Source organism: Paenibacillus popilliae ATCC 14706, from assembly GCF_000315235.1.
In the GTDB taxonomy this organism is placed as follows: Bacteria; Bacillota; Bacilli; order Paenibacillales; family Paenibacillaceae; genus Paenibacillus_B; species Paenibacillus_B popilliae.
In genome coordinates this window covers 55,351-78,058 of the sequence record NZ_BALG01000186.1, presented here as the reverse complement: position 1 = coordinate 78,058, position 22,708 = coordinate 55,351, and the positions used below count along the sequence as shown (strand labels likewise).

Sequence of the window (22,708 nt, the reverse complement as noted above, 5' to 3'; positions counted from 1 at the left end):
CTGGCACCCATATAGGTGTCAGCGTATTTTTTTTTCAGAATGGAAGTTCGGCAGTGATTTTGTTCCATATTTATTCATGATTACATTTTTGGACATGAACAAATAGGCAGGGGTTTGTTTTTTTAAGTTCTTTAGGGGATTATTTGCCGAGAAAAAATAGAGCGGCATCATGGACACAAACTTTATCCATTTGTACATCATGCTGCGTATCTGTACCGTTTCAAACCCTAATCCGCCGCCTCCCCGATTTAACATCGTTATCCCGATAATTCCTTTAATATCATCGTACTTCGGATGATTTCGCACATATTCGGCAAGATCAGGCAACGATTTTTCAATAAGGCGGTAGAGGAACTTTCCCTTTGTAATTTCACTTTTTATGGAAATCATACTTCTCAAAAGAATGACATTATGTAAATGAATTTTTAGCAAAATGTCGCCTCTTTTGATCACAGTTCCGTCGGATAAGCGTATGCTTCCGCCTCTGTACGTAGTAAGTCTGACTCGGAATGCGCTGCTGTCTTTATGGTTGATACATTTCAATCGGGTACATGCATAATACACGGGATCAATGACATTCCAGACGGAAAGTGCAAAGGATTTGAACCACATGAACTGTTCCCCTTTATCGACAATCTAATCTTATTTTACCTTGGTGAATCAAATTCATGGGTGGAAAGTATCGGTAAGCTGAGCGCTGGAATGCTCTTTTTCTATATTGGAAGACGAACGGAGAACTGGCTGCCTTGGCCAACCTCACTTTTTACTGCAATACTCCCTCCATGCGCTTCCACGATCGCTTTTACGATGGCCAGCCCGATCCCGGCTCCGCCGGTTTTGCGATTGCGGGATTTCTCGCCCCGATAAAATCGTTCAAATATAAACGGCAGCTCCTCCTGATCGATGCCTGTTCCTGTATCCGTAATGGTGACCTTTGCATAAGACGGCTCTTCGGAAATAACGACACAGATCCCCCCCTCATTTGTATATTTATAAGCGTTATTTAATAAATTTACAAAAACTTGCACAAGTCTTACATAATCGCCGCTCAAAAATACATCCTGTTGTTGCTGGATCTCAATGGAAACGTTTGTACGGTCAAACTGGCCGGTTATCGTTGTTACGGAATCCCGGATAACTTCATTCAGGCACACTTGCGTTTTTTGCAGTTGCAGCATCGGATTCTCAACCGCCGTTAGTTTTTCAAGATCATGGATGAGCTTCACCAAGCGGATGACTTGCTCATGGCACACCTCCAGCTTGTCAGGCGTGGCTTGCCACACCCCATCCTGAAAAGCTTCGATATGGCTTTGAATCGTGGCTAATGGAGTGCGTAATTCATGCGCGATATCGGCAGTCAAATTTTTACGCAGCTTATCCTGCTGCTCCAGGGCATCTGCCAGGTGATTTAACGCCAAGCCCACCTCGTCGATTTCTGTTTTCGGGTTAGCCAGGGTGACCCGCGAAGACAAGTCTCCTGTTCTCATTCGGGTGGCAATCTGTTTTATTCGGATAAGAGGGCGGCTTAAACTGTTCGCCATAAAGACGCTAAAGAGGGAGACGCCAACGATCACGACAAGGAGAGCACCCCATAATAAGGAGTCGAACAACCGCAGGAACTCTTGATTTTGTGAGGCAAAGGCGCTCTCGATTCCTTGAATTTCAAGTCTGCCGATTTTTTGGCCGTTTTTCATCATGCTTAGGGAAAAAATAGTGTCGCTCTCGTTGCCGTATCCTGTGTTCGTACTTCCTGGAGAAGGATGCATCATCATTCCCATGTTGCTCGTGTCCCAGATCAATTGATTTCTGGCATCGTAGATTTTGACGGTATAATTACGCAGCATCGCTTGATGGGAAATCTGCATGAGCGAGCCCATCGTCCACCCGCTTGCTTCCGCGTTATAGGAGGCCTCCAGGTCTTTACGCAACGTATCGGCTTCTGCTTGCCGCTGATTCTTCATATACTGGCCGAAGGCAAAAGTCATGACCAAATAGACGAGCAGCGTAATGGTCAGCAGCGATGTCAGCGCTACCCCGATATGCGACAACAACAGCTTTTTTCGAAGTCCGCCCTTATTCATCCGGATTCACCTGAAATTTATAACCGACCCCAAACACCGTCGCAATAAATATCGGTTTTCTCGATTTGTCCCCTATTTTTTGCCTTATATTTTTAATATGAACATCGATCGTGCGCTCAAATCCCTCAAACGCGTCCCCTTGGATAAGGTTCACGAGTTCCAGGCGGCTGAATGCTCGCTTGGGATGCTTCGCCAGAAGCTCGAGCAATTTGAATTCAATGGGTGTGAGTGAGACAAGCTCCCCCCTGACTTTCACTTCATGCTGTTGGGGATCAATGGACAGATGGTTGTTGCCGAAGGACAGAGACGTTGCTTGTTGCGACGCGACGGGAAGCTGCGCTCTGCGTAGCAAACTCATCACTCGTACGACCAGCTCTCTGGGGCTGAACGGCTTCGTAATATAATCGTCGGCACCGATCAGAATTCCATTCACCATATCATCCTCACTGCTTTTGGCGGTCAGCATCAGGATGGGAACGTTGGATGTCTTACGGATAGTTCTGCAGACTTCTTCCCCGGACATGTCAGGCAGCATCAAGTCCAATAGGATCAGGTTCGGCTGCAGATGCTCCCACAGACTCAGCGCCCCCTTCCCTGTATCCGCCTCATACACCAGATAGTCATTTTTCTCCAAATAGGCTTTCATTACCTGAAGGATATCAGGCTCATCATCGACAAGCAAAATTTTTGCACGGTCCAAACGTATCAACCTCACCATATATACAAAGATAGGCCTAGCGATATTCGCGAGGCCTATCTTAGCACAATATTAATTGAAATTCATCATACTGCCGCGCCATTGCGAATTGTTCATCATTCCCCGTCCCGTGCTATTGCCATTATGGCAGCTGTTGTACATCTGCTCTATTTGTTGATCCGAGAGATCGGGATGCATTTGCTTCGCGAACGGCAGCATCTGTTCAAAGAAGCTCCGGTCGCCATCGCTAAGATTATCGGCTGATGCAGCATATGCGCCAGCTGCGCCAATCCCCATGATCAAGACCAAGGCGGTTATGCCAAGCCATAATTTTTTCATCATTATCTCCTCCTTATAGTTATAATATAATGGAGAGATATGAAGAACGTATTTGCAAGTTGTGAAGAAGTTATAAAGGAACTTAGGATGCTACCCCGGCCTTCTACTGCTGCAGCTTGAGAATATGACAAAGCGTTGATCTCAGATCCGATATTTTCCGGCCGTATTCATTCATTTGCACCGTCATACGATCCATCACCGTATCGTTCCACAGGAGCATGATTTGCTTGTCCATCGTCTCTTTGGCCCAATCCTTTACATAAACGATCAATTGTTGGTGCAGCAGGTGCAGCAAATTGATTTCTTCCTGCCCGGGCAATGCATGGTAGACGAGGATCGGCACTTTTTTATACAAACATTCGCTAACCGTTACTCCACCCGGCTTGGCTAGTACCGCGTCAGCTTGATTGTATAAATCATTCATTTCGTCTCTCGATTCAATATAGGGCATCGGAACGATGCGGGGGCAGTTTTTCTTTTTCAAATGGCGAAATAGAGCTCTGTTCTTCCCGCATAACACAATATAACGCACTCCCTTCACCTTCCCGATCGTGCGGCACATCGATTTCATAACCCCAGCGCCGAGGTTTCCCCCAGTTATTAATACCGTATATTCGGACTTCGACTGCTTTCGTTCCGGACGCGTTGCGGTGAATTGGGGATGCACCGGTATGCCGGTGACGAAGATATGCTCGTTCTGAACGGATCGGCTGGTCAACCACTCCTTGATATGCGTATCTGGAACGAAATGAAAATCGATTCCGTCCCTCCCCCATACATCATTGATAAAAAAATCCGTATACACATTGACTACCGGAATGGAAAGCAGCCCTTTGCATTTCAATCGATCAAGCAAGTACGACGGCAGAGCATGAGTGCACAGGATGCAATCCGGCTGCTTCTCTTGTATCAATCTTTGCATAGCTCTCATAAAGATCATCTCATAGAGACGGTACCGCCTCTTTTGGGGGAGCTGTCCGCCGCAGCTTTTCCGGTACATCCAGCTGTATGTAAGCGGCAGGAAATGAATCCATTTCAAATAGGTTGAGGACACCAAGCCTCCCACCCGGCTACCGTAGCTATAGTCTAACAGATCAACGATATCGCATTCGATGGATTGATCGATTAACATCAAATGCGCCACCAGCGCATCGGCCGCTTGATGATGTCCCATTTTGATTTGCAAAAAGGGAAGTAACAGAACTTTTTTGGCCATGTGACTTCCTCCGCAACCAAGCTTCCTCATGAATATTAATTTGTGCGAAATAACCAGCCGGCATACATGAAGATCATGAATTGAAGCTGGAACGCAAATCACGCTCCATGAATTACCGCAGACATGGACCTGTCAATCATTTTATACTGTAATTATAGAAGGGAGATCAGGCCATGATATTATTTGTTTCTATTGGAATCCTCATTTTTTTGGTCATGCTGGCACGCCTTTTATATAAAGCTCATCTGAATACGCGGCAAGTTCATATCAACAAGATTAGCTTGGAGAGCAACGATACCCATCGGCCCGAACGGGCCATTCATGTGCTGCATTTATCGGACATGCATCTTGAGAACATCTCGATTTCGCCGAATCAATTATTTGACAGGCTGGCAGAGGAACAGATCGATTTGATCGCACTTACCGGCGATTTTCTTGATCGGCCTCGCTCCATACCTAAGCTAGTTCCTTATCTGAAGGTGCTCAAGCGCTTGCAACCGACATACGGCATGTATGCCGTGTTCGGGAATCATGATTATGTGCTGAAGGGAAAGAACTTTGCTTCTTTACAGCAAACATTAGAGCAGAACGGTTGTAAAACGCTGCAAAACGAGAATGACAAAATTGACATCAACGGAACGCGGCTCAATATTATCGGGATCGATGACTCCAGCACAGAACGAAGCGATCTCTTTGCTTCCTTCCAAGGAATAGAACACGGATACCGCCTTGTGCTTACGCATGATCCGAATATTGTGCTTGCCATGAGACACTATCGATTTGATTATTTGCTGTCCGGTCATTTTCATGGAGGACAGATCCATTGGCCGAAGCCGTATCATTTGGCGGCCATGGGCGAGCTTGTCGGCATGAATATGATTAAAGGTCTGCACGTCTACGACGGTAAACCATTCTATATCAGTGAAGGCTTGGGTCAGACCGGAGTAAATATCCGCATAGGGAGCCGGCCTGAGATCACGATCCATCGCTTGCCTCTGGCATTATCGGGAGCAAGGATGGAACAAACAAAGACTCAGGCGGCGATGTAGCCATCACTTACAATATCGGGATCATCATGATGAGCATCCGCTGAACGCCCCGGCCATTCATTCTCGAATGAATTGAAAAATAGGCACATTGGACATTGCAAAGTAATATTCTGCAGTAGTCCATGAAAAGAGGAGAGCTCACATGGAAAAGAAAATGACCTTTGACTACATTGTCGTGGGTACAGGTCCGGCAGGCGCTGTCCTGGCCAAAATCCTGTCGGACGATAAAATCCTACTATTATCCGGCATCGGACCCGCCGCTATGCTAAGGGAAGCCAACATCCCCGTTATTTTCAACAACCCCAACGTAGAACAGCGCTTACGGAATCACACGTTAAATTTTGCCGTGTTCTCCACGAATCGCAATGATCGCGCATTGCCTGTAAGTGATCCTGATGCCCTTTATACCGGCGGATCCTTTTTGCCTGATTCAACGGGCACAGATCCGCATCAACGCGTAGTTCAGTTCATCGGTATCGCTTCGGATGGCATGTTAACGAATCGCGATTCTCTATTTGCGTCCGAAAAGCCGCGGATCGATCACGATCCAAAAGAAAGACCCGCTTACCATCGTGTTGGCTGATGAAGGTTTCCTCGCCAACCCGGATGACATGGAGTCCGTAAAAAACATTTATAGAATATATATTAAAAATATCGCTTCGGAACTAGCTCGAATTGATCCTTCCTATCAGCTAATATCGCCCGATCCAGTTACACTAGACAATGATGAACAGCTTGAATCCTTTATTAAGGAGAATTTCGATCACAATCATCATCAACAAGGTTCTCTTCGAATGGCTCCATTACGGAAAGGCGGCGTCGTTGATCACACAGGCAGCGTTCACGGCGTAAAAGACTTTATTGTTGCTGACGTTTTCCGAGGCATAGCCTTACGTTGCGCTTACCCCAAGAATGCAATCGATCGTTTCGATTTTCTTGCAAATGCAATAGGATTGTCAATAGACTCCCAGTGGATGTACATTAATCGTGGGCTTTCATTTAACCAGTGGTTGTGGAGTGCCGTTACGGTAATTCCGTTCCGTTGAAGATTCCGAATTAACCGGTTGGCCTGATTCTGGAACAGAGCCGTCTCACCTAGACAAAGGGCGCGTCCGGATTGATCCAGTGATTCGAAGGAGAAGAGCTGATAACGAACCAACGGTGAAGTCGTGCGTCTTCCCAGAATGGTCGCTCTCAGATTTCTCGAACGGCTGACAAAACAGACGGGTCCTGGGTCTATCTCATGCTCCCCTCCTAATATTTTGGCAAACTGATTACATAATCTTTTGAACTGTGCACTTGCTTTTACACTTGCCATGATAAACCTCCTCTTGGTTTTGCCACATTGTATTACTATCATGAGTAAAGTGTATATGTGAATGCCCAGTTGAACCGGAATCCCGGTAAAACGGTTTCTTCTACAGGCATCAACTGCGGATAGGAAGGCAGATAGAAGATCGTCCAGCTTGGCAGTTTCTCCATTCATGAGCTGTAGGCTTGCCATCATATTCCCTCCCCTCATGCCATGGTCGTCGCACCTTCCGGACTCCTGTCGCATGAACGAATCTGCATTCATCATACATGGGTCCCATTTTGACTGCTAGGTTGGGGCTTTTGTCGTTCACAGTATCACCACCCCAACAAAAAGTGTATTAAAAAAGGACTATCACTACGATAGCCCCAGCTTACCCATTCAACGAAGACCAAAATTCTACAAAATTATCTTCTATATTCTCCTGTATTAACTCATCTGCTTCATCTTCTGCTTCATCCACAAGAAACTCTTCAACGTATTCGTAATCCAGTTCTTTCTTCCAAAACTATTAGTAAACCCCTTCTATTTTTTCCGCCCTTATGTTTTGGGCTAGGCGTATGCTTTTTCATAGGACGATTTCAATCTTTACTCGAACGACTTTTCCATTTTGAATCATTTGCTATAACACGGTTCCGATAGAAGCGTTGTTTTTGTTAAATACAGTTTGGCCTGTGTGCTTGTCTATTGGTAATCCCGAAGAGAGAGCGGATCTCGGAGTGGACGGCACGCAGCAATGGAGCCATCGTTAGGCAACGGCCGCAGTGGTCTGAGTAGGCGGGCTTGCCGCCTCCTTGTTCATTCACGTTCGATAAGCATGCTTGCCGGAACGTCCCGTTCATCTTGCGGATGGCCAAGGGGGTAGATTCTAGCGATGCCGTCCGCTTCATTCACATGTTGTATGTATACGGACTCCCCTTGGTAAGTAACGTCTGCCATAACTGGCGATGCTGAGATTTCGATAGCTCTTTGTGTATTCATTCCTATGAACCTCCATGTAAGCCTCTATCCTGATACGCTCAATAATATACGTTTTATGCCATGCTGTTATACGTAACCTCGGTTGAACCTCACAATGGAGGTTCGTTCAATGTTTCCACGATAACCCATTCTTGATTAAAATGCCTGCTTTATTCATACACTAACCGCAATGAAGGAGGTTGATATCATGTACATTAAAGAAACCGATCTGCCAGGCATCGGTCATAAATACGAAATGGTAACACAAAGCAGCGACAGACTAGTCATTGTTATCCATGATGACGGCCGGCGAGAAATGTATCATTTTGATAAGCAGGATCAGGATGATTGCACATCCATGATTACGCTCGAGGATGAAGAAGCAAGACAACTTGCCGCCATCGTCGGCGGAATGACTTACCGGCCGAAGGCATTGGAGACGATGGACGTCGCTTTAGAGGATTTGACGATTGAATGGTACAAAGTCGCGCCTGATGCTGCCTGTGTCGGAAGCACGATCGGCGAAGCGAATATCCGTCAGACGGCGGGAGTCACCATAATTGCAGCCATCGAGAAGGGCGCCAAGCATATCAATCCCGGTCCGGATTATACCTTTAGGGCAGACACGATCCTCGTCGTTGCGGGCGAACGCCAACAATTGAAGCAGTTGAAGCAACTGCTGCAAACCGGGATACGCTAATCATGGATCATCTCGTACTAGAACTTGGACTTGCCGTTATTCTCATTGCCCTGGTTGGACTGCTTGCGGCCCGTATTCGCACCTCGGTCATTCCTTTTTATATTTTGGTCGGCATGGCCGTAGGCCCACATGCGCCGCATATTGGCGTATTTGACTTCCGGTTTATCGAGAGTGCGGAGATTATTGCATTTATGGGACGGCTTGGCGTGCTTTTTCTGCTGTTCTATTTGGGGTTGGAGTTTTCCATCGGCCGCCTAATGAAATCAGGCCGCTCTATTGTCATAGGCGGAACGATCTATATCCTTATCAACTTTACACTAGGTTTGCTCTATGGGTGGGTCTGCGGCTTCCCTGTCGAGGAAGTTATGGTCATAGCCGGCATTGTGACGATCTCCTCCAGCGCTATTGTGGCGAAGGTGCTCGTCGATCTGAAGCGAACCGCAAATCCGGAGACGGAAATGATTCTAGGAATCATTATGTTCGAGGACATTTTCCTGGCAGTATACATCTCCGTCCTGTCCGGGCTTGTGCTCAGCAATTCGTCCTCGTTGGGCGGCGTCGTATTGTCAGCCTTGTACGCTCTGGGATACATGCTGCTCTTGCTGTTTGTCGGACGTCAAGCCGCACCGCTGCTGAATAAGCTGTTCAACATCCGTTCCAATGAATTGTTCTTGCTGCTCGTGTTCGGTTTCTTATTCATTGTAGCCGGGTTTTCAGAGACGATTCACGTAGCTGAAGCGATCGGCGCGCTTCTGACCGGGCTCATACTCGCTGAAACGATGCACATGAAACGAATCGAGCAGTTGATATTGCCGTTCCGTGATTTCTTCGGTGCGTTGTTCTTCTTCAGCTTCGGATTGACCATCGTTCCTTCCGAGCTCGGCGGAGCCTTGTGGCTGTCGCTCGGCGCCGTAGCAGTGACCTTGTTCGGCAACTTCCTTGCCGGTATGCTTGCTGGCAAGAGCGCGGGGCTGTCGCCCAAGGCGTCGGCCAATATCGGGCTGACCATTATTTCCCGCGGCGAGTTCTCCATCATTATGGCGAACCTCGGCAAAGCGGGCGGACTGCTGGAGCTGCTTCAGCCCTTCGCAGCGCTGTATGTCCTTATCCTCGCCATTTTGGGTCCGCTGTTAACGAAAGAATCCCGGCTCATTTTTAGAAGCTTGAACAAAGTGTTCCGCTGGGAAAAAAACAAAGGAAGCGTACCCGAACGGACGAAATAAGCCGTCGGCCAAAATTGACAAGTGTCGATGGCGTAGGGGAAGCGGAAGCCGATTTGCGAAGAAGCAACACTTTTTAAACGATGCTACATGACGGCGAGCATGAAAAAAGGTTTCTGTAGACCCACTCGACTTTCGTTTGTTATTGTAGATGAACAATAACGAAACTTGGGGTTGTGATGCATGTGAATGGTCCGAAAATAGCTATTTTATCAGTGCTCAGTAATGCTTTCGTCGTTTTATTGAAGCTTGTTGTCGGTATTTTTACAGGCTCGATTGCTGTCATCTCGGAAGCGATCCACTCCTCACTGGACTTGGCGGCATCCTTGATCGCCTTTTTCTCGGTGCGGTTGTCAGGGCGTTCTGCGGATAAGAATCATCCATACGGACATGGCAAGGTGGAGAATATATCGGGCACCATCGAGACGTTGCTTATTTTTATTGCAGGTGCCTGGATTATATATGAATGTGTGCACAAGCTGTTCAAGCCCACGCCGATTGATCTTCCTTATTTGGGTGTCATCGTCATGTTTGTCGGGGCGGGGATCAATTTCATCGTATCTCGCCGAGTCAGCCAGGCGGCGTCAGAACTGAATTCAGTCGCCATGAAATCAAATGCCCTGCATTTGCTGACCGATGTATATACATCGTTAGGCGTCGGTTGCAGCCTGTTACTTGCCGCCTTGACAGGATGGACGATATTGGATCCGATCATCGGCATTATACTGGCTCTTTACATTATGAGAGAGGCATATAAGCTGATGAGGGAAACCTTTCCTCCGCTGCTGGACGCCCGCTTGACCGATCAAGAGGAAAGAGAAATTGTGCAAGTAATTGAATCTTTTCAAGCACAATATATTGAGTTCCATGACTTGCGCACCCGTCGTTCTGGTCCCGTCGAGTACGTTGATTTCCATCTTGTGGTCTCCTCCAAGCTGGATATCGAAACGGCTCATCAACTATGCGATAACATCGAGCAGGCGATTACGGCGTCGTTCCGCCGTGCGCAAGTATTCATTCATATTGAACCGGAGCATGAACGATTGACGAGATCGAAATGAATCGAACAGCTGCGCCAGACCATTGTCATGGTTGAATTCAAATAAGTATCTCAAAAAGCCGAACATCATGTTCGGCCCGTCTTGCATACCTCGGTATTGCTTGCGATCACGGCTTCCTATGCTGTAAATAAAGACGAGTTTCTGCCACGACCACGCCGGATAACCCCAACAGAGCGACCAAGTTCGGAAGAGCCATCAGCCCGTTCACGATGTCCGAGAGGAGATAAATCGCGTGCAGCTTGATGAACGCGCCTGACGCGACCATGACGATGAACGCGATACGGTAAGGCAAGATCGCCCGCACGCCGAATAAATAGACAATACAGCGCTCGCCGTAATAATTCCAACCCAGAATCGTCATAAAAGCAAATAAAATCAGACATACCAATAGGAGGATGGATCCAAACGGCATCGCGGCATCGAACGCCGCTTGCGTCATCTCCGCGCCTTCCGCCGCGCCGTTCCATGTTCCGGTAACAATGAGTGTCAGCCCGGTCAGCGTACAGATAATAATCGTATCAATGAACGTCCCGGTCATGGATACAAGCCCTTGTTCCGCGGGCCATTTCACCTTGGCCGCGGCCGCTGCGATCGGAGCGCTACCGAGCCCGGATTCATTCGAGAACACCCCTCTTGTGATGCCGCTGCGTATCGCCATCATGACGGTCGCGCCGAGCAACCCGCCGCCGGCCGCCGCCGGGTTGAAAGCGCTGTGGAAGACAAGCGACAGCGCGTATGGAATCTTGTCAGCGAATGCCGCGAGCACGATGAAGCACGCTGCGATATAGACAATAGCCATCGTGGGCACGACTTTAGTGGTCAACCTTGCAATGCTCTTGAGACCGCCAATTGTCACCAGAGCTACCGCGAGGGTTAACACTCCCGCGGTTGCCGCCACGGGAATCCCCAGGCTGGACTGGCTGGAGGATACAATAGCATTAACCTGGGGAAGGGTGCCGATTCCGAACAGCGCGACCAATACCCCGCTTACAGCGAAATAGATTGCGAGCGGCTTGAACCTCGCGCCCAAGCCTTGTTCGATGTAAACCATCGGTCCGCCCGATACTTGCCCGTTCTCATCAATCTTCCGGAATTTCACGGCCAACAAACCTTCCGCATATTTCGTCGCCATGCCAAAAAACGCCGCCAGCCACATCCAAAACAGAGCGCCCGGCCCGCCCATCTGAATCGCGGTGGCGACGCCGACAATATTCCCCGTTCCAATCGTGGCCGCCAGGGCGGTAGCCAGCGCCCCGAAGCTCGTGACGTCGCCTTTGCCTTCATTTTTCGCCGTGAATATGAGCTTGAGCGCCAGTGGCAGACGAAGCACCTGCAGCAGCCCAAGCCGAATTGTTAAAAAGATACCGGTACCTACTAAAAAAATCAATAGTGGTGGCCCCCATATTATTTGATTCACCCGATCTAACCATACTTCCAACCCATGCATTACGATTCCCCTTTTCATCTTGAATCCATGTCTCATGCCATAAAAAAGAGCCAAATCGATAGATTTGACTCCGGTCATAATTGCAGCACAGCCAATAAACGATATGTAAGCACAATCATAATACCAACGTTATGATGCCTGACATCTGCAATCCCTGTCCTTTTACCTGAGAGTTTTCACGCGCTTCTTGCCACGTATTGCCCCTTCGGTGCTCCGCGAACCGGAGTCTCTCCAGAGTCCTGTCCGTATACGGTCCTGCTTCGTCCCATTCGAGCGGAATGCTGCAAGCGCCTGAGAGCTTTGCCCCTTCGGCCAGGTTTGATCCTGTCTCCCGTATCCTTCATCCAGTTATGAAGTTGTTCACCTATTATAGAGAATCATCTCAGATTCCGCAAGGAGATTATTTATGGAAAAAAGAACCATCCCCGATAATGAGATAGTGTAGAATATTCCACGGTACAGCATTTTACGGTATCTATGATGGCAGGCTTTATTCCATACATTTTCATGATGAGGAGCGCCTGTCAAATCTATTGAACCTATTGCCCGATTGCACTTTTGGCAAGAAATGCGTCACCATTAAGTACGATGATGACAAATCAGCTAACCTTGTGAAGCAAAGCGTAAAAGATTATTTTAACAGTATGATGCACATCGGATTCGATCCTCGTTAGCCCCTTCTTGGCCCGTATCTCCACCGGCGCGATCTCGGCGGAGAACTCGTTGCGCTCCCATGCCTCCCGCGACGATGAGATCCGCAGCGCCCGCCGCCATGATGACCGCTTTTTACCATCGAATGCATACCGCTTCGTTCACGCCGGCTGGGCGTCAGGCCCGAGTATATGCCGCAGCGCCTGAATGAACACCTGATTGTCCTGATCCGTACCGACGGATACGCGGATCGTGTCCGGATAGCCGAGTAGGCTGCCCGTCCGCACCACTACGCCCCGCGCCAGCAAGGAGCGGAATACGTCGTCTCCGGATCGGCCCAGCTTCACCATCAGGAAGTTGGCATGCGAAGGATAACAGGACAGCCCCAACTGCTTCAGTTCCAAGGCCAGATTCGTTCTGGCCATCTCATTCCGTCGCGCGCAGTCGGCGGCGAACGTTGTATCGTCCAATGAGGCGATTGCTGCGACTTGCGCCATCCGGTTCGAGTTGAACGGCTCCTTCACTTTGATCAGCTCCTGCACAATGTTCGGATGCATCATGCCGTAACCTGCCCGCAGCGCCGCCAGACCGTAGATTTTGGAGAACGTACGCAGGATGACTAGGTTCGGATAGCTGGCGAGCAGCGGCGCGGTCTGCAAGTAGTCCGGATCGGATACATATTCGTAATACGCCTCGTCGATGACCAACATGATATGGCGCGGCACCTGCTCGATGAAGGCAAGCAGATCGCTGCGTCCCACGATCGTCCCTGTTGGATTATTTGGATTGCATACGAAGATCATCTTCGTCCAGCTGCCGATCGCTTTTAGCATGCTGGCCAGATCATGAACGCCGTCGGTAAGCGGCACGATTACCGGAACGCCACCCTCGATGCAGACGTTTGTCTCGTAACGAGAGAAAGTGACATCGGCCATAATCGCTTCATCTCCTGCTGCAATATAGCTCCGCGTCAATAAGCGGATAATCTCGTCAGAGCCATTGCCGACGATGAAATATTGAGGCTCCACGCCAAGGCGGGCGGACAGCTTCGCTATCAATTCGGGGGCGGTTCCTTCCGGATACAAGGCGCATTTCTCCATTTCGCGCGCGACGGCTTGGGCGGCCAGCTCCGAGCAGCCGTACGGATTTTCATTGGACGCGAGCTTGATGATATCCGTAAGACCGAACTCCCTTTTTACCTCTTCCATCGGTTTTCCCGGCACGTATACGCCTAACGGTTCAATTTCTTTTCTCGTCGGGATTTTGACAGACACTTGCATAGAGTATCCTCCATTCCCCATTATTCCGGTACCTGCGGCGGCGCGTTCGGTATGCTCAGATTGCCGAGCGCATCCCCCTTCCACGCCTTCACGAACGCAAAATCGCCGACAATCGCCTCGGCAGCGGAATGCACCATTTTCCCATACTTCATGCCATGCGTTCCTTTCATCGGCATATCGTGCGCCTAAGCGCGCTTACACGGTGCGCGACGCTTCCGGCGAGCCGGCGCACCAGCTATACATATATTGGTCATCCTCGTAGGACAGCGCCTGCTTGACAACGCGGAGTGGCCGAAAGGTATCGATCATGACCGCAAGCTCCGTCGTTTCCTTTTGGCCGATGCTGCCTTCGATCTTGCCGGGATGCGGACCGTGCGGAATGCCCGACGGATGCAAGGTGATGGATCCTTCCTGCACGCCCTTGCGGCTCATGAAGTTGGCCCTGACATAATAGAGCACCTCATCACTGTCGACGTTGCTATGGTAATAAGGCGCGGGAATCCCCTCGGGATGATAGTCGTATAACCGGGGAACGAAGGAGCAAACGACAAAGTGATTCCCCTCGAAGGTCTGATGAATCGGCGGCGGCATATGAATGCGGCCGGTGATCGGCTCGAAATCGGTAATATTGAACATCCAGGGATATAAATACCCGTCCCAGCCTATGACATCAAATGGATGATGGTTGAACACATGCAGGTGGAGATATCCCCTTGACTTCGTCCTTACCTCGAACTCGCCGCGCTCGACTAAGGTGTCTAGCTTCTCTGGACCGCGGAAATCCCGCTCGCAGAAAGGGCTGTGCTCCAAAAGCTGTCCATGCGAGTTGCGGTAGCGCTTCGGCGTCGTGATCCAACTGTTCGTCTCCACGGCCAGGAGCTTCGTTCGTCCCGGTTCCGGAATGACGTGATAAATGGTTCCTATCGGGATGACAATGTAATCTCCCGGCTGGTAATGGAGAGTGCCGAACATCGTCTCTATGGCGCCCTCCCCTTCATGCACGAACAATAGCTCGTCCCCGTCCCCGTTCCGATAGAAATAATCCATCGGCTGATCGACGTTCGCGATGGCGATAAGCAAGTCTTCGTTGCCCAACATATAGCGTCTGCCATCGACAGCATCCCCCGTATCCGTGCAATCGCCAGTCAGCAGATGGCGGTGGCGCAGTGCTCCTTGCTCTTCGAATTCAATGTCACAGGCGGCATATACCCCCGCCTTGCTAACATCCGTCGGCGGATGATGGTGATACAAAATCGACTGAATGCCAGAGAAGCCCTTCGTTCCCATGACTTGCTCACGGTACAGGGTGCCATCCGGCTTGCGGAACATCGTATGCCTCTTACCCGGAATGTCTCCCATGCGGCGGTAATAGACCATGACATGAACCCTCCTCTTTATCCATTCAGTACCGGTCGATCACGGCTTTCCGATTCAACCGATGGTGTTGCGCAGCAGGCCGAGTCCCGTTACGTCCAATTCAACGACATCGCCGGGCTCCAGCCAGCGGTGCACTTCCGGACCCCGTTCGAGAATGCAGCCGGTGCCGACCGTGCCTGATCCGATAATATCGCCGGGATACAGCGTGGCGTCAGCCGAAGCCCGCGCGATCATGTCGCCGAACGAATAATGGAGATCACGAAGATTCCCGCGCGACAGCTCGACGCCGTTGACGCGAGCCGCCATCTCCAGCTCATGGCGCTCGCCGGCGCGGTGCCGCTCAAGCTCGTCCTTGGTAACCAGATAGGGACCGAGCGATGTTGCGAAATCTTTGCCCTTGGCCGGGCCAAGGCCGACCTTCACTTCTTCCTGCTGGAGATCACGCGCGCTCCAATCGTTCATGATGCAATAACCGAAAATATAGGCGTTCGCCTCTTCTGCCGCGATATCGCGTCCTTCCTTGCCGATGACACAGGCCACCTCCAACTCGAAATCCAGGGCGGAGGAGGCGGCCGGCCTGCGGATGAGCGCGTTCGGGCCGACGATGGCCTGATGGTTGCTGAAATAGAACACCGGGAACCGGTACCATTCCGGAACGATATCAAGCCCCCGCCTCCACCTTGCCGCGATCACGTGCGCTTCGAAGGCATAGAAATCGCGGACGCTTGGCGGCTTCGGAATCGGCGCGAACAAGGCGACATCGGCTACGGGATAGACGCCCGGATGCATGAGCAGCGACGCCGCATCAGGGCCAAGGCGGCGGTCGATTCGCGTCGCTTCCTCCATTACATCCTCATAATGGCGCACCAATTCCAGCAATTCGCCAGGCAGCCGCCCTTCGCTGACAGCCCGTATGTCGACAACGCAGCCATCCCTTAGCCAACCGGAGCGCGGCGCGCCCGTGCCAGGGTCAAATGTCACGAATTTCATAGAACCTCCCGTTTTCCGTATCCCTACTTTTTTCTCTCCAGCATAAATGTGTCGGAGACGGCCCGGGTGTAGACATGGCCGGCCATTCGTCCGATCGGTAGCAGCTTCTCCATGTCGATTTTGCCGTCAGCGTACAACTCATCGCTAATATGCATCAGCGCGACCTTGCCGATGACGAGACTGCCGGCGCCTGGCTGATCGCCGAAATGAAGGATATCATGGAGTACGCACTCCATATGAATGCCGCTTTCCCGCACCCGGTAAGGACGAATGATCTGGCTTGGGATCGGGTTCAAGCCCACCGCCTGGAACTCATCCACTTCCGGATCGAATTCGGCAGCCGTGTCATTCATAGGCTCGACGATCCGTTCCCCGACGATATTGACCACGAATTCGCCAGTCGCTTCAATATTGACAAGCGTATCCTTCTTGCAGCCGTCCGCCCCCCGGCGCATCGGGGCGAAGCAGATGAGGAGCGGCTCCGCGCAGATGGCCGTGAAAAAGCTGAACGGAGCCAGATTCGCCGTACCATTCGGATCGATCGTGGACACAAAAGCAATCGGACGCGGCAGGATGGAGCCTATCATCAGCTTATAAGCGTTTCTCCAGTGCAGCTTGTGCGGTTCAATATCCATGCGGCTTCTACTCCTTCCTGCGGTGCGGGGCTACAAGTTGCCGCGGCGTTCCTGCTCCCGTTCGATCGATTCGAACAAGGCCTTGAAATTGCCTTCGCCGAAGCCGACAGCTCCTTTGCGTTGAATGATCTCAAAAAACAGCGTCGGTCTATCGACAAGCGGATTCGTGAAAATTTGCAGCAAATAGCCTTCATCATCGCGATCGACCAAAATTTTCAGTTCCTTCAGCGTGGCGATATCCTCATCGATCCGTCCTACCCGTTCCGTCAGCATATTGTAGTAGGAATCCGGCGTGCTCAGGAACTCCACCCCGTTCTCGCGGAGCGCCGTTACGGTGGAGATGATGTCGTTCGTCAGCAGGGCAAGATGCTGAACGCCCGGGCCGTTGTAATATTCTAGATACTCCTGGATTTGCGATTTGCGCTTGGCGGTTGCCGGCTCGTTGATCGGGAATTTGATTCTGCCCCCGTTATGCATCACTTTGGACATCAAGGCCGAATATTCCGTGCTGATGTCTTTGTCATCGAAATGAATCATTTGCTTGAAGCCCATTACTTTCTCATAGTAAGTCACCCATTCATCCATCTGCTCCACGTTGCCGACGACATGATCGATGCCGATCAGTCCGGCCGGCTGGTGCGGAAGGCTGTCTTTGATCGACTGATAGCCAGGCTGGAACAATCCATTATAATCGTCCCGCTCTATCAGCGTATGAATCGTGTCGCCATAAGTGCCGATAACCGCTTTTTTGACCTTCCCATGCTCATCCGAATATTCGGCCGGCTCCAACATGGCAATTCCGCCGCGTGACACCGCATCCTTGTATGCCTTTTCAACATTGCTGACCCGCAATGCGACATCTTTGACCCCATCGCCGTGCCATTTGACGAACTCGGCAATCGGATGGCTGGCGGAGAGAGCGCCGGACAGAACGAACCGAATTTTGTTCTGCTCGACAACATATGATACTTTCTCCCGGTTCCCGGTCTCCAAGCCGGAATAGGCGATGGGGCGGAATCCGTAGCCTTTGACGAAATAGTGCATCGCTTGCTTCGCGTTCCCCGCATAAAACTCAATGTAGTCGATGTCCTGGATCGGGAAAATTTCTGACTCCGTTCTGTCGGCTATCGCTTGTTTTTTCATAAACATCCTCCTACATTCGTATGATTGTTCCACTGAAAGTATATGTCTAATTCCATTATCTAGCAAAAATGTACTCGAACGCGCTCCTGCTTCAACGCATAGTGAAATAACCGCGGCTGCATATGCGCGCATGAATCCGACAAGGATGAACCGCATCGATGCGCTATCGCAGTGAGGCATTGACAAGTGGCGAGCTGTTTTTCAAATTTATGAATGTTTTTTGACCAATCAGAAGGAAATAGACGGCAACTTGTCAAAAAGGTAAGGAAGTATGCGCATTCGTTGTATTTATTTCGAATTGGAGTTGATAGGACGATATGTATGTCAAGCGTTCCGGCGCCCCGGCAATCGAGCAATTGCTGGAGGTCATTATGAAGCTGCAAAGCATCGAGGAATGTTACGATTTTTTCGAAGACTTGACGACTCCGAAGGAATTGCAGGCGCTGACCCAACGGCTTGAAGTCGCCAATATGCTGCTCAATGGCAGGACGTACATGGAGATTGAAGCAGAGACCGGCGCAAGCACGGCCATTATTTCGCGCGTCAAACGAATTCTGCACGATGGCAATGGAAGTTTCCAGCTAATGCTCGGCAGGATTGAACAACAGTCGCAATGATATTCGGAGCTTGTCCCCCCACTGTTCCATCATGCCTAAGTTTGACAGTAAGGGAATCAATTATGCAGCTCGAGCGGATCCACGCCTGAGCGCGCTCCGGCATTATCGAAGAACATCTGCGATGGATGTTCTTTTTTTATAAGCAGCGGAGCGCAGGCGGATTTCGCAGTGGCTCTGTTCCGTGATCGGCCGCCTTTCCCATGATTCTATTGTTCAAACGAACAACTTTATCAAAAGATAGAGAGAAGTTTAGTCAACCATTCTTCTTTTTATATACTCTATTAATATGGAAATGAAAGGAGGGCGAAATATTATGAAATTGAAAGCAAACGAAAAGGAGTTGCAACGATATTTTGAGGGAGTGGCTCAAATTTTGAAGCAAGTCGTCAAGGAGTCCCTCGCAGGGGACGAACGGCAAGGAGACAGTCTCGTTCAGGCGCTCCGGACAGCGATTCGGGCGGAGATGGGGGGAGAACGGAATCGGGGCCCTCATTCGCCGCTAAAGCCATCGCTCGAAAGATACGTTCATCGCCAGGTTGAATTGACCTCGTTCGGGGGAACGATTCAGGGCATAATCATTGAGGTCGGAGAGGACTATGCAGAAATTAGAGAGTCGGATGGATCGATCGTGCTTGTGCACTTGACTCAAGTCATCTCGTTCCAAATTCAATAAGAGGGAGGGGATTGAAATGAAAGAAAAGCTCCGTTCATTGATTGGAAAACAAGTCCAGGTGGCAAGCGCATTGGACTTGATAACAGGCGTTCTCGTGTCCGTCGATGATATGAAGCTGACTGTCCGCACTTCCCGGTTGACGGGATATGACAATGGGCAGTATGCCATTTTTCAACTTCAAATGGTGTCCTATATCCGTGTTATCTCATAACAAGCAGGAAAAAGGTGGTGAACATGATGACCTACCCACGAGTACCCGGTCTTGTAAGCATCGTGATAACAAACTACAACAAATCCGCTTTTTTGATCGATTGCTTGGATGGCATCTTACGGCAAACGTACCCGAACTGGGAAATCATCCTCGTCGATGATGCCTCGACAGACGATTCTTTGCTGCAAGTGGAGAAATGGTTGCAACTCAATCAGGAGCAATTGGCCGATCGCACGTATATAACAGTGCCCCTGCCCCGCAATATCGGTTATGCCGGAGCGGTGACGACCGGCTTCTACTTGGCTGCGGGAGAATATATCGCGGCCCAGGACTCGGATGATATTTCCCATTATGAACGCCTGGAGCGGCAAGTGTCCTTTTTACTGAGTCGTCCAGAAATCGAGTTGGTGGGCACCAATTATGAAGTGTTCCATCGCAGCCTATCAGAGCACAAATCAAACGCGGGCTGGATCCGGTACGGGGAACAAATACGCAAAGTATATGCCAACGGCGGCCACTGTGTATGCCACGGAACCATCATGCTTCGCGGGAAGCTGTTCGATCGAGTCGGCGGGCATACAAGGAAGATAGAAGGTGCGGAAGACTATGAATTTATTTCCAGGTCGTTGAAAGGCGAGCCCCTGAATATCGCAAATATGCCGGATGTTCTGTATTATTACCGCAGCCATCCGAATCAGCGGTCCCGGAAATACTTTGGGAAAGATCGGCTGAAGCGCAATGAGAAATAATGCCTACCGGGTGCTGATGGTGTTGGATAGCTTGGCCGTCGGCGGCACGGAAACCCATGTGCTAAGTCTGGTCAAGGGACTGCAAGCATTGGGAGGTAAGCCGGTATTCTGCGGAGCAGGCGGCTTAATGTACAATTCCTTCGCGCAAGCGGCATGCCCGATTCATACCGTCGATCTAACAGCGGGCGCCTTTTTGCTGGATAGCTCGCTGCAGCAGGCGATCCGCACTTTGAAGCAGATTATGCGCTACCGCAAAATCGATGTCGTCCATGTGCATCAAACGCCGTCGGGGATGTATGCGGCCATGGCCGCCCAAGAATTGGGCATACCTGTCGTCTTTACGGTACACGGGGCTTATTATCCCGAGGAACAGCTTATCCGCACGGCCCAAAATAGCGACGCGGTCATCAGTGTAAGCAAGCCTGTGCAGCGCGATTTGCATACGAGGGGCATCACTTCCCTGCTGGTGCCGAACGGGGTTGACCCGGAGGCGTTCTACCCGTTGCCTTCTCATGAACTGCGGAAGTCGCTCCAGATTCCGGATGATGCGAACATTATCGTATATGCAAGCCGGCTGGCCTGGGACAAGGCCATCGTCTGCACCCTGCTGATTCTGGCGGCAGAGCGGCTACGCAGCACGGAACTGCCTAATTTGCATCTGGTCGTGGTCGGCGATGGCATCCAATTTTCCGAAATTAACGAGATGGTCCATACCATCCATCATCATACTGGACAAACCTTTATTCATATGGCCGGGACGCAGACGAAGATTCGTGAATATTACGCCCTTGGGGATATCGTGGTCGGCACCGGCCGGGTTGCCCTCGAAGCGATGGCTTGCGGGAAGCCCGTGCTGGCCATCGGCAACCACGGCTTCTTCGGTCTCGTCGAGCCGTCGGTATACGGACAAGCATGGGACTATTATTTCGGCGACCACGATTCCGAATGCAAGGCGACAGAAGAGGCAGTGACCGAAGCATTGAAAAAAGCATTAGCCGATCGGGACGCGCTCAAGGCAATCGGAGCACAAGGCCGAAGCTGGACATTGAAGCATTTTGATATCCATAAAATCGTTAGACGGATGGGTGAAATCTATACGTCTGTCCAAGCCCGAACCCAATGATGGGAGTGTGAAATTTTCGTGAAAAAAATATTGTATCTAGGATGGGTTGGATTCAATAATCTGGGCGACGAATGGATGCGAGCCATGTTCGAGCAATTGGCGAAGCTTCATTTGAGTCCGGAGGAGTACCAGATCATTCCCTCGGTTCCCGGAGTCGACATCAAGGATATGAGAAAGTATGACACGATCGTCATGGGGGGCGGTTCCCTGTTGGTACCCGGCTATCTCGATATCCTGCATGAAGCCGTGCGGCAAGAAAAGCGTGTACTCATCTGGGGCAGCGGCCATGATCGCTTGAATCCGTTCAGCTTCGGCTCCAATGCTGCTCCTGAAAGCAAAGGGTTTTGCCTGAAAATGAGAGAAGTTGTCGAACATGCAGCCTACTGCGGTGTACGGGGTCCGTGGACCTTCGAGTATATGCGACAAATAGGTGTCGCGATGAATCGGGTGACGCTTAGCGGCGATCCCGCCATGTTATCGTCCCCGCCAACGTCTGATGCGGATGACGAGCAGACTGGGGAACGATGGATCGGCATCAACTGGGGCACATCCTATAACCGGATTTACGGCAAGGATGAAGCGTACGTCGAGAATCAGATCGCTTCCGCAGCCGGCTTCCTCATTCGGGAAGGTTACAAGATCGTTGTGTACCCGGTATGGGGGCCGGACCGGGAGGCATGTAAGCGGCTGTGCAATAAGATCGCCGTTTCCGATCAAGTCGTATATGATCCAGGAGTGCATTCGTATGAAAAATATTTGCAGCGGATAAAACGGTTTGACCTGACCATCAATTTCAAGCTTCACGCCAATATTCTGTCCGCAGCGGCGGATGTTCCTTTTGTCTGCTTGGGGTACCGTTTCAAATCGTTTGATTTCGCCCATTCCATCCGTCTTCCGCGATTGGCCATCTCCACGGACGCGGAGCAGCTCGCCGAACGGATACGCGACACGGCCGCTTATGCGCTGGCCAACAAGATGTCGATTGTCGAGCAGATCGGCAGCCACCGCCAAGCGGTAAAAGCAGCCTTGGAAAGGCCTTTTCTGAAACGTTTATTTTAATAGTCGTTATCTACTACTACTCATCGCGATATTAGGTATCCCTGGGCAAATGCCGTGAGCGAAATAGGGAGGAGCGGATAGACTAATGGTGTGATGAAACATGCGAACAGGAGGTCAC

25 protein-coding genes, 1 pseudogene and 1 riboswitch are annotated in these 22,708 nt (G+C 50.4%); of the genes and pseudogenes, 12 read left to right on the top strand and 14 right to left on the bottom strand.

Going from position 1 to position 22,708, the window contains the following annotated elements; genetic code table 11:
- Positions 1-18: 18 nt before the first annotated feature.
- The 5 genes from PPOP_RS13020 to PPOP_RS13000 all read right to left on the bottom strand — a co-directional run bounded on the left by PPOP_RS13020 (position 19) and on the right by PPOP_RS13000 (position 4,333).
- Positions 19-612 (bottom strand): YkoP family protein, encoded by a 594-nt coding sequence (locus PPOP_RS13020; RefSeq protein ID WP_042228759.1) that lies wholly within the window; start codon positions 610-612, stop codon positions 19-21.
- 101 nt (positions 613-713) lie between these two features.
- Positions 714-2,081, bottom strand: coding sequence for a sensor histidine kinase (locus PPOP_RS13015; protein WP_006286944.1), 1,368 nt, complete (start codon positions 2,079-2,081; stop codon positions 714-716).
- Positions 2,074-2,799: a response regulator transcription factor gene (locus PPOP_RS13010; protein ID WP_006286943.1), complete on the bottom strand. Its 726-nt coding sequence runs from the start codon at positions 2,797-2,799 to the stop codon at positions 2,074-2,076. The genes PPOP_RS13015 and PPOP_RS13010 overlap by 8 nt, the downstream gene beginning before the upstream one ends.
- Before the next feature lie 51 nt (positions 2,800-2,850).
- Positions 2,851-3,120, bottom strand: a complete 270-nt coding sequence (locus tag PPOP_RS13005) for an FAD/FMN-containing dehydrogenase (RefSeq protein ID WP_234399822.1) — start codon at positions 3,118-3,120, stop codon at positions 2,851-2,853.
- Positions 3,121-3,220: 100 nt separating this feature from the next.
- On the bottom strand, positions 3,221-4,333 hold the full coding sequence (locus PPOP_RS13000; protein ID WP_042228756.1) for an MGDG synthase family glycosyltransferase: 1,113 nt from the start codon (positions 4,331-4,333) through the stop codon (positions 3,221-3,223).
- Positions 4,334-4,506: 173 nt separating this feature from the next.
- On the opposite strand from PPOP_RS13000, the gene PPOP_RS12995 reads away from it, so the two are divergent.
- The 3 genes and pseudogenes from PPOP_RS12995 to PPOP_RS25445 all read left to right on the top strand — a co-directional run.
- The gene (locus PPOP_RS12995; protein WP_006286940.1) at positions 4,507-5,382 is read left to right on the top strand and encodes a metallophosphoesterase; all 876 of its coding nucleotides are present in this window, start codon (positions 4,507-4,509) and stop codon (positions 5,380-5,382) included.
- A 142-nt stretch (positions 5,383-5,524) separates the two neighbouring features.
- Positions 5,525-5,965: a hypothetical protein gene (locus tag PPOP_RS25450; protein WP_006286939.1), complete on the top strand. Its 441-nt coding sequence runs from the start codon at positions 5,525-5,527 to the stop codon at positions 5,963-5,965.
- Positions 5,955-6,194, top strand: a pseudogene (locus PPOP_RS25445) (GMC family oxidoreductase); the annotation flags it as partial. The gene PPOP_RS25450 and the pseudogene PPOP_RS25445, both read left to right, overlap by 11 nt.
- Positions 6,195-6,283: 89 nt before the next feature.
- On the opposite strand, the gene PPOP_RS12985 reads toward PPOP_RS25445, so the two are convergent.
- Entirely contained in the window at positions 6,284-6,700 is a 417-nt protein-coding gene (locus PPOP_RS12985) for a DUF1259 domain-containing protein (RefSeq protein ID WP_042228764.1), read from the bottom strand.
- Between the two features lie 792 nt (positions 6,701-7,492).
- Positions 7,493-7,675: an H-type small acid-soluble spore protein gene (locus tag PPOP_RS12980; protein WP_006286937.1), complete on the bottom strand. Its 183-nt coding sequence runs from the start codon at positions 7,673-7,675 to the stop codon at positions 7,493-7,495.
- A 187-nt stretch (positions 7,676-7,862) separates the two neighbouring features.
- Here PPOP_RS12980 and PPOP_RS12975 point away from each other — a divergent pair, with 187 nt between their 5' ends.
- The 3 genes from PPOP_RS12975 to PPOP_RS12965 all read left to right on the top strand — a co-directional run bounded on the left by PPOP_RS12975 (position 7,863) and on the right by PPOP_RS12965 (position 10,635).
- On the top strand, positions 7,863-8,354 hold the full coding sequence (locus PPOP_RS12975) for a cation:proton antiporter regulatory subunit (RefSeq protein ID WP_006286936.1): 492 nt from the start codon (positions 7,863-7,865) through the stop codon (positions 8,352-8,354).
- A 2-nt stretch (positions 8,355-8,356) separates the two neighbouring features.
- Complete coding sequence (locus PPOP_RS12970) at positions 8,357-9,577, top strand: cation:proton antiporter (protein ID WP_006286935.1); 1,221 nt, start codon at positions 8,357-8,359, stop codon at positions 9,575-9,577.
- Between the two features lie 182 nt (positions 9,578-9,759).
- A complete protein-coding gene (locus tag PPOP_RS12965; RefSeq protein ID WP_199898974.1) occupies positions 9,760-10,635 on the top strand; it encodes a cation diffusion facilitator family transporter in 876 nt (291 codons plus the stop codon).
- 106 nt (positions 10,636-10,741) lie between these two features.
- On the opposite strand, the gene PPOP_RS12960 is transcribed toward PPOP_RS12965, so the two are convergent.
- From PPOP_RS12960 to hppD, 7 genes are all read right to left on the bottom strand, one after another.
- Entirely contained in the window at positions 10,742-12,082 is a 1,341-nt protein-coding gene (locus PPOP_RS12960) for an alanine/glycine:cation symporter family protein (protein ID WP_006286933.1), read from the bottom strand.
- A gap of 144 nt (positions 12,083-12,226) precedes the next feature.
- Positions 12,227-12,327: riboswitch (glycine riboswitch) on the bottom strand.
- 567 nt (positions 12,328-12,894) lie between these two features.
- The gene (gene hisC / locus PPOP_RS12955; RefSeq protein ID WP_042228753.1) at positions 12,895-14,013 is read right to left on the bottom strand and encodes a histidinol-phosphate transaminase; all 1,119 of its coding nucleotides are present in this window, start codon (positions 14,011-14,013) and stop codon (positions 12,895-12,897) included.
- Positions 14,014-14,033: 20 nt separating this feature from the next.
- Complete coding sequence (locus PPOP_RS25155; RefSeq protein ID WP_267879073.1) at positions 14,034-14,165, bottom strand: hypothetical protein; 132 nt, start codon at positions 14,163-14,165, stop codon at positions 14,034-14,036.
- A 43-nt stretch (positions 14,166-14,208) separates the two neighbouring features.
- Positions 14,209-15,390, bottom strand: a complete 1,182-nt coding sequence (locus PPOP_RS12950; protein ID WP_006286930.1) for a homogentisate 1,2-dioxygenase — start codon at positions 15,388-15,390, stop codon at positions 14,209-14,211.
- A gap of 54 nt (positions 15,391-15,444) precedes the next feature.
- Positions 15,445-16,380 carry a fumarylacetoacetate hydrolase family protein gene (locus tag PPOP_RS12945; protein WP_006286929.1) on the bottom strand — a complete coding sequence of 312 codons (936 nt, stop codon included), beginning with the start codon at positions 16,378-16,380 and terminating at the stop codon, positions 15,445-15,447.
- Between the two features lie 23 nt (positions 16,381-16,403).
- Entirely contained in the window at positions 16,404-17,015 is a 612-nt protein-coding gene (locus tag PPOP_RS12940; protein ID WP_006286928.1) for a flavin reductase family protein, read from the bottom strand.
- A gap of 30 nt (positions 17,016-17,045) precedes the next feature.
- Positions 17,046-18,158: a 4-hydroxyphenylpyruvate dioxygenase gene (gene hppD / locus PPOP_RS12935; protein WP_006286927.1), complete on the bottom strand. Its 1,113-nt coding sequence runs from the start codon at positions 18,156-18,158 to the stop codon at positions 17,046-17,048.
- 317 nt (positions 18,159-18,475) lie between these two features.
- Between hppD and PPOP_RS12930 the strand changes: the two genes are divergently transcribed.
- The 6 genes from PPOP_RS12930 to PPOP_RS12905 all read left to right on the top strand — a co-directional run bounded on the left by PPOP_RS12930 (position 18,476) and on the right by PPOP_RS12905 (position 22,590).
- Positions 18,476-18,775, top strand: a complete 300-nt coding sequence (locus PPOP_RS12930) for a YerC/YecD family TrpR-related protein (protein ID WP_006286926.1) — start codon at positions 18,476-18,478, stop codon at positions 18,773-18,775.
- A gap of 313 nt (positions 18,776-19,088) precedes the next feature.
- The gene (locus PPOP_RS12925; protein WP_006286925.1) at positions 19,089-19,448 is read left to right on the top strand and encodes a hypothetical protein; all 360 of its coding nucleotides are present in this window, start codon (positions 19,089-19,091) and stop codon (positions 19,446-19,448) included.
- A 16-nt stretch (positions 19,449-19,464) separates the two neighbouring features.
- The gene (locus PPOP_RS12920) at positions 19,465-19,659 is read left to right on the top strand and encodes a hypothetical protein (protein ID WP_006286924.1); all 195 of its coding nucleotides are present in this window, start codon (positions 19,465-19,467) and stop codon (positions 19,657-19,659) included.
- 26 nt (positions 19,660-19,685) lie between these two features.
- Positions 19,686-20,408 (top strand): glycosyltransferase family 2 protein, encoded by a 723-nt coding sequence (locus PPOP_RS12915; RefSeq protein WP_042228751.1) that lies wholly within the window; start codon positions 19,686-19,688, stop codon positions 20,406-20,408.
- Positions 20,398-21,531 carry a glycosyltransferase family 4 protein gene (locus PPOP_RS12910; protein WP_006286922.1) on the top strand — a complete coding sequence of 378 codons (1,134 nt, stop codon included), beginning with the start codon at positions 20,398-20,400 and terminating at the stop codon, positions 21,529-21,531. The genes PPOP_RS12915 and PPOP_RS12910 overlap by 11 nt, the downstream gene beginning before the upstream one ends.
- 18 nt (positions 21,532-21,549) lie before the next feature.
- Complete coding sequence (locus PPOP_RS12905) at positions 21,550-22,590, top strand: polysaccharide pyruvyl transferase family protein (RefSeq protein ID WP_006286921.1); 1,041 nt, start codon at positions 21,550-21,552, stop codon at positions 22,588-22,590.
- Positions 22,591-22,708: the final 118 nt, after the last annotated feature.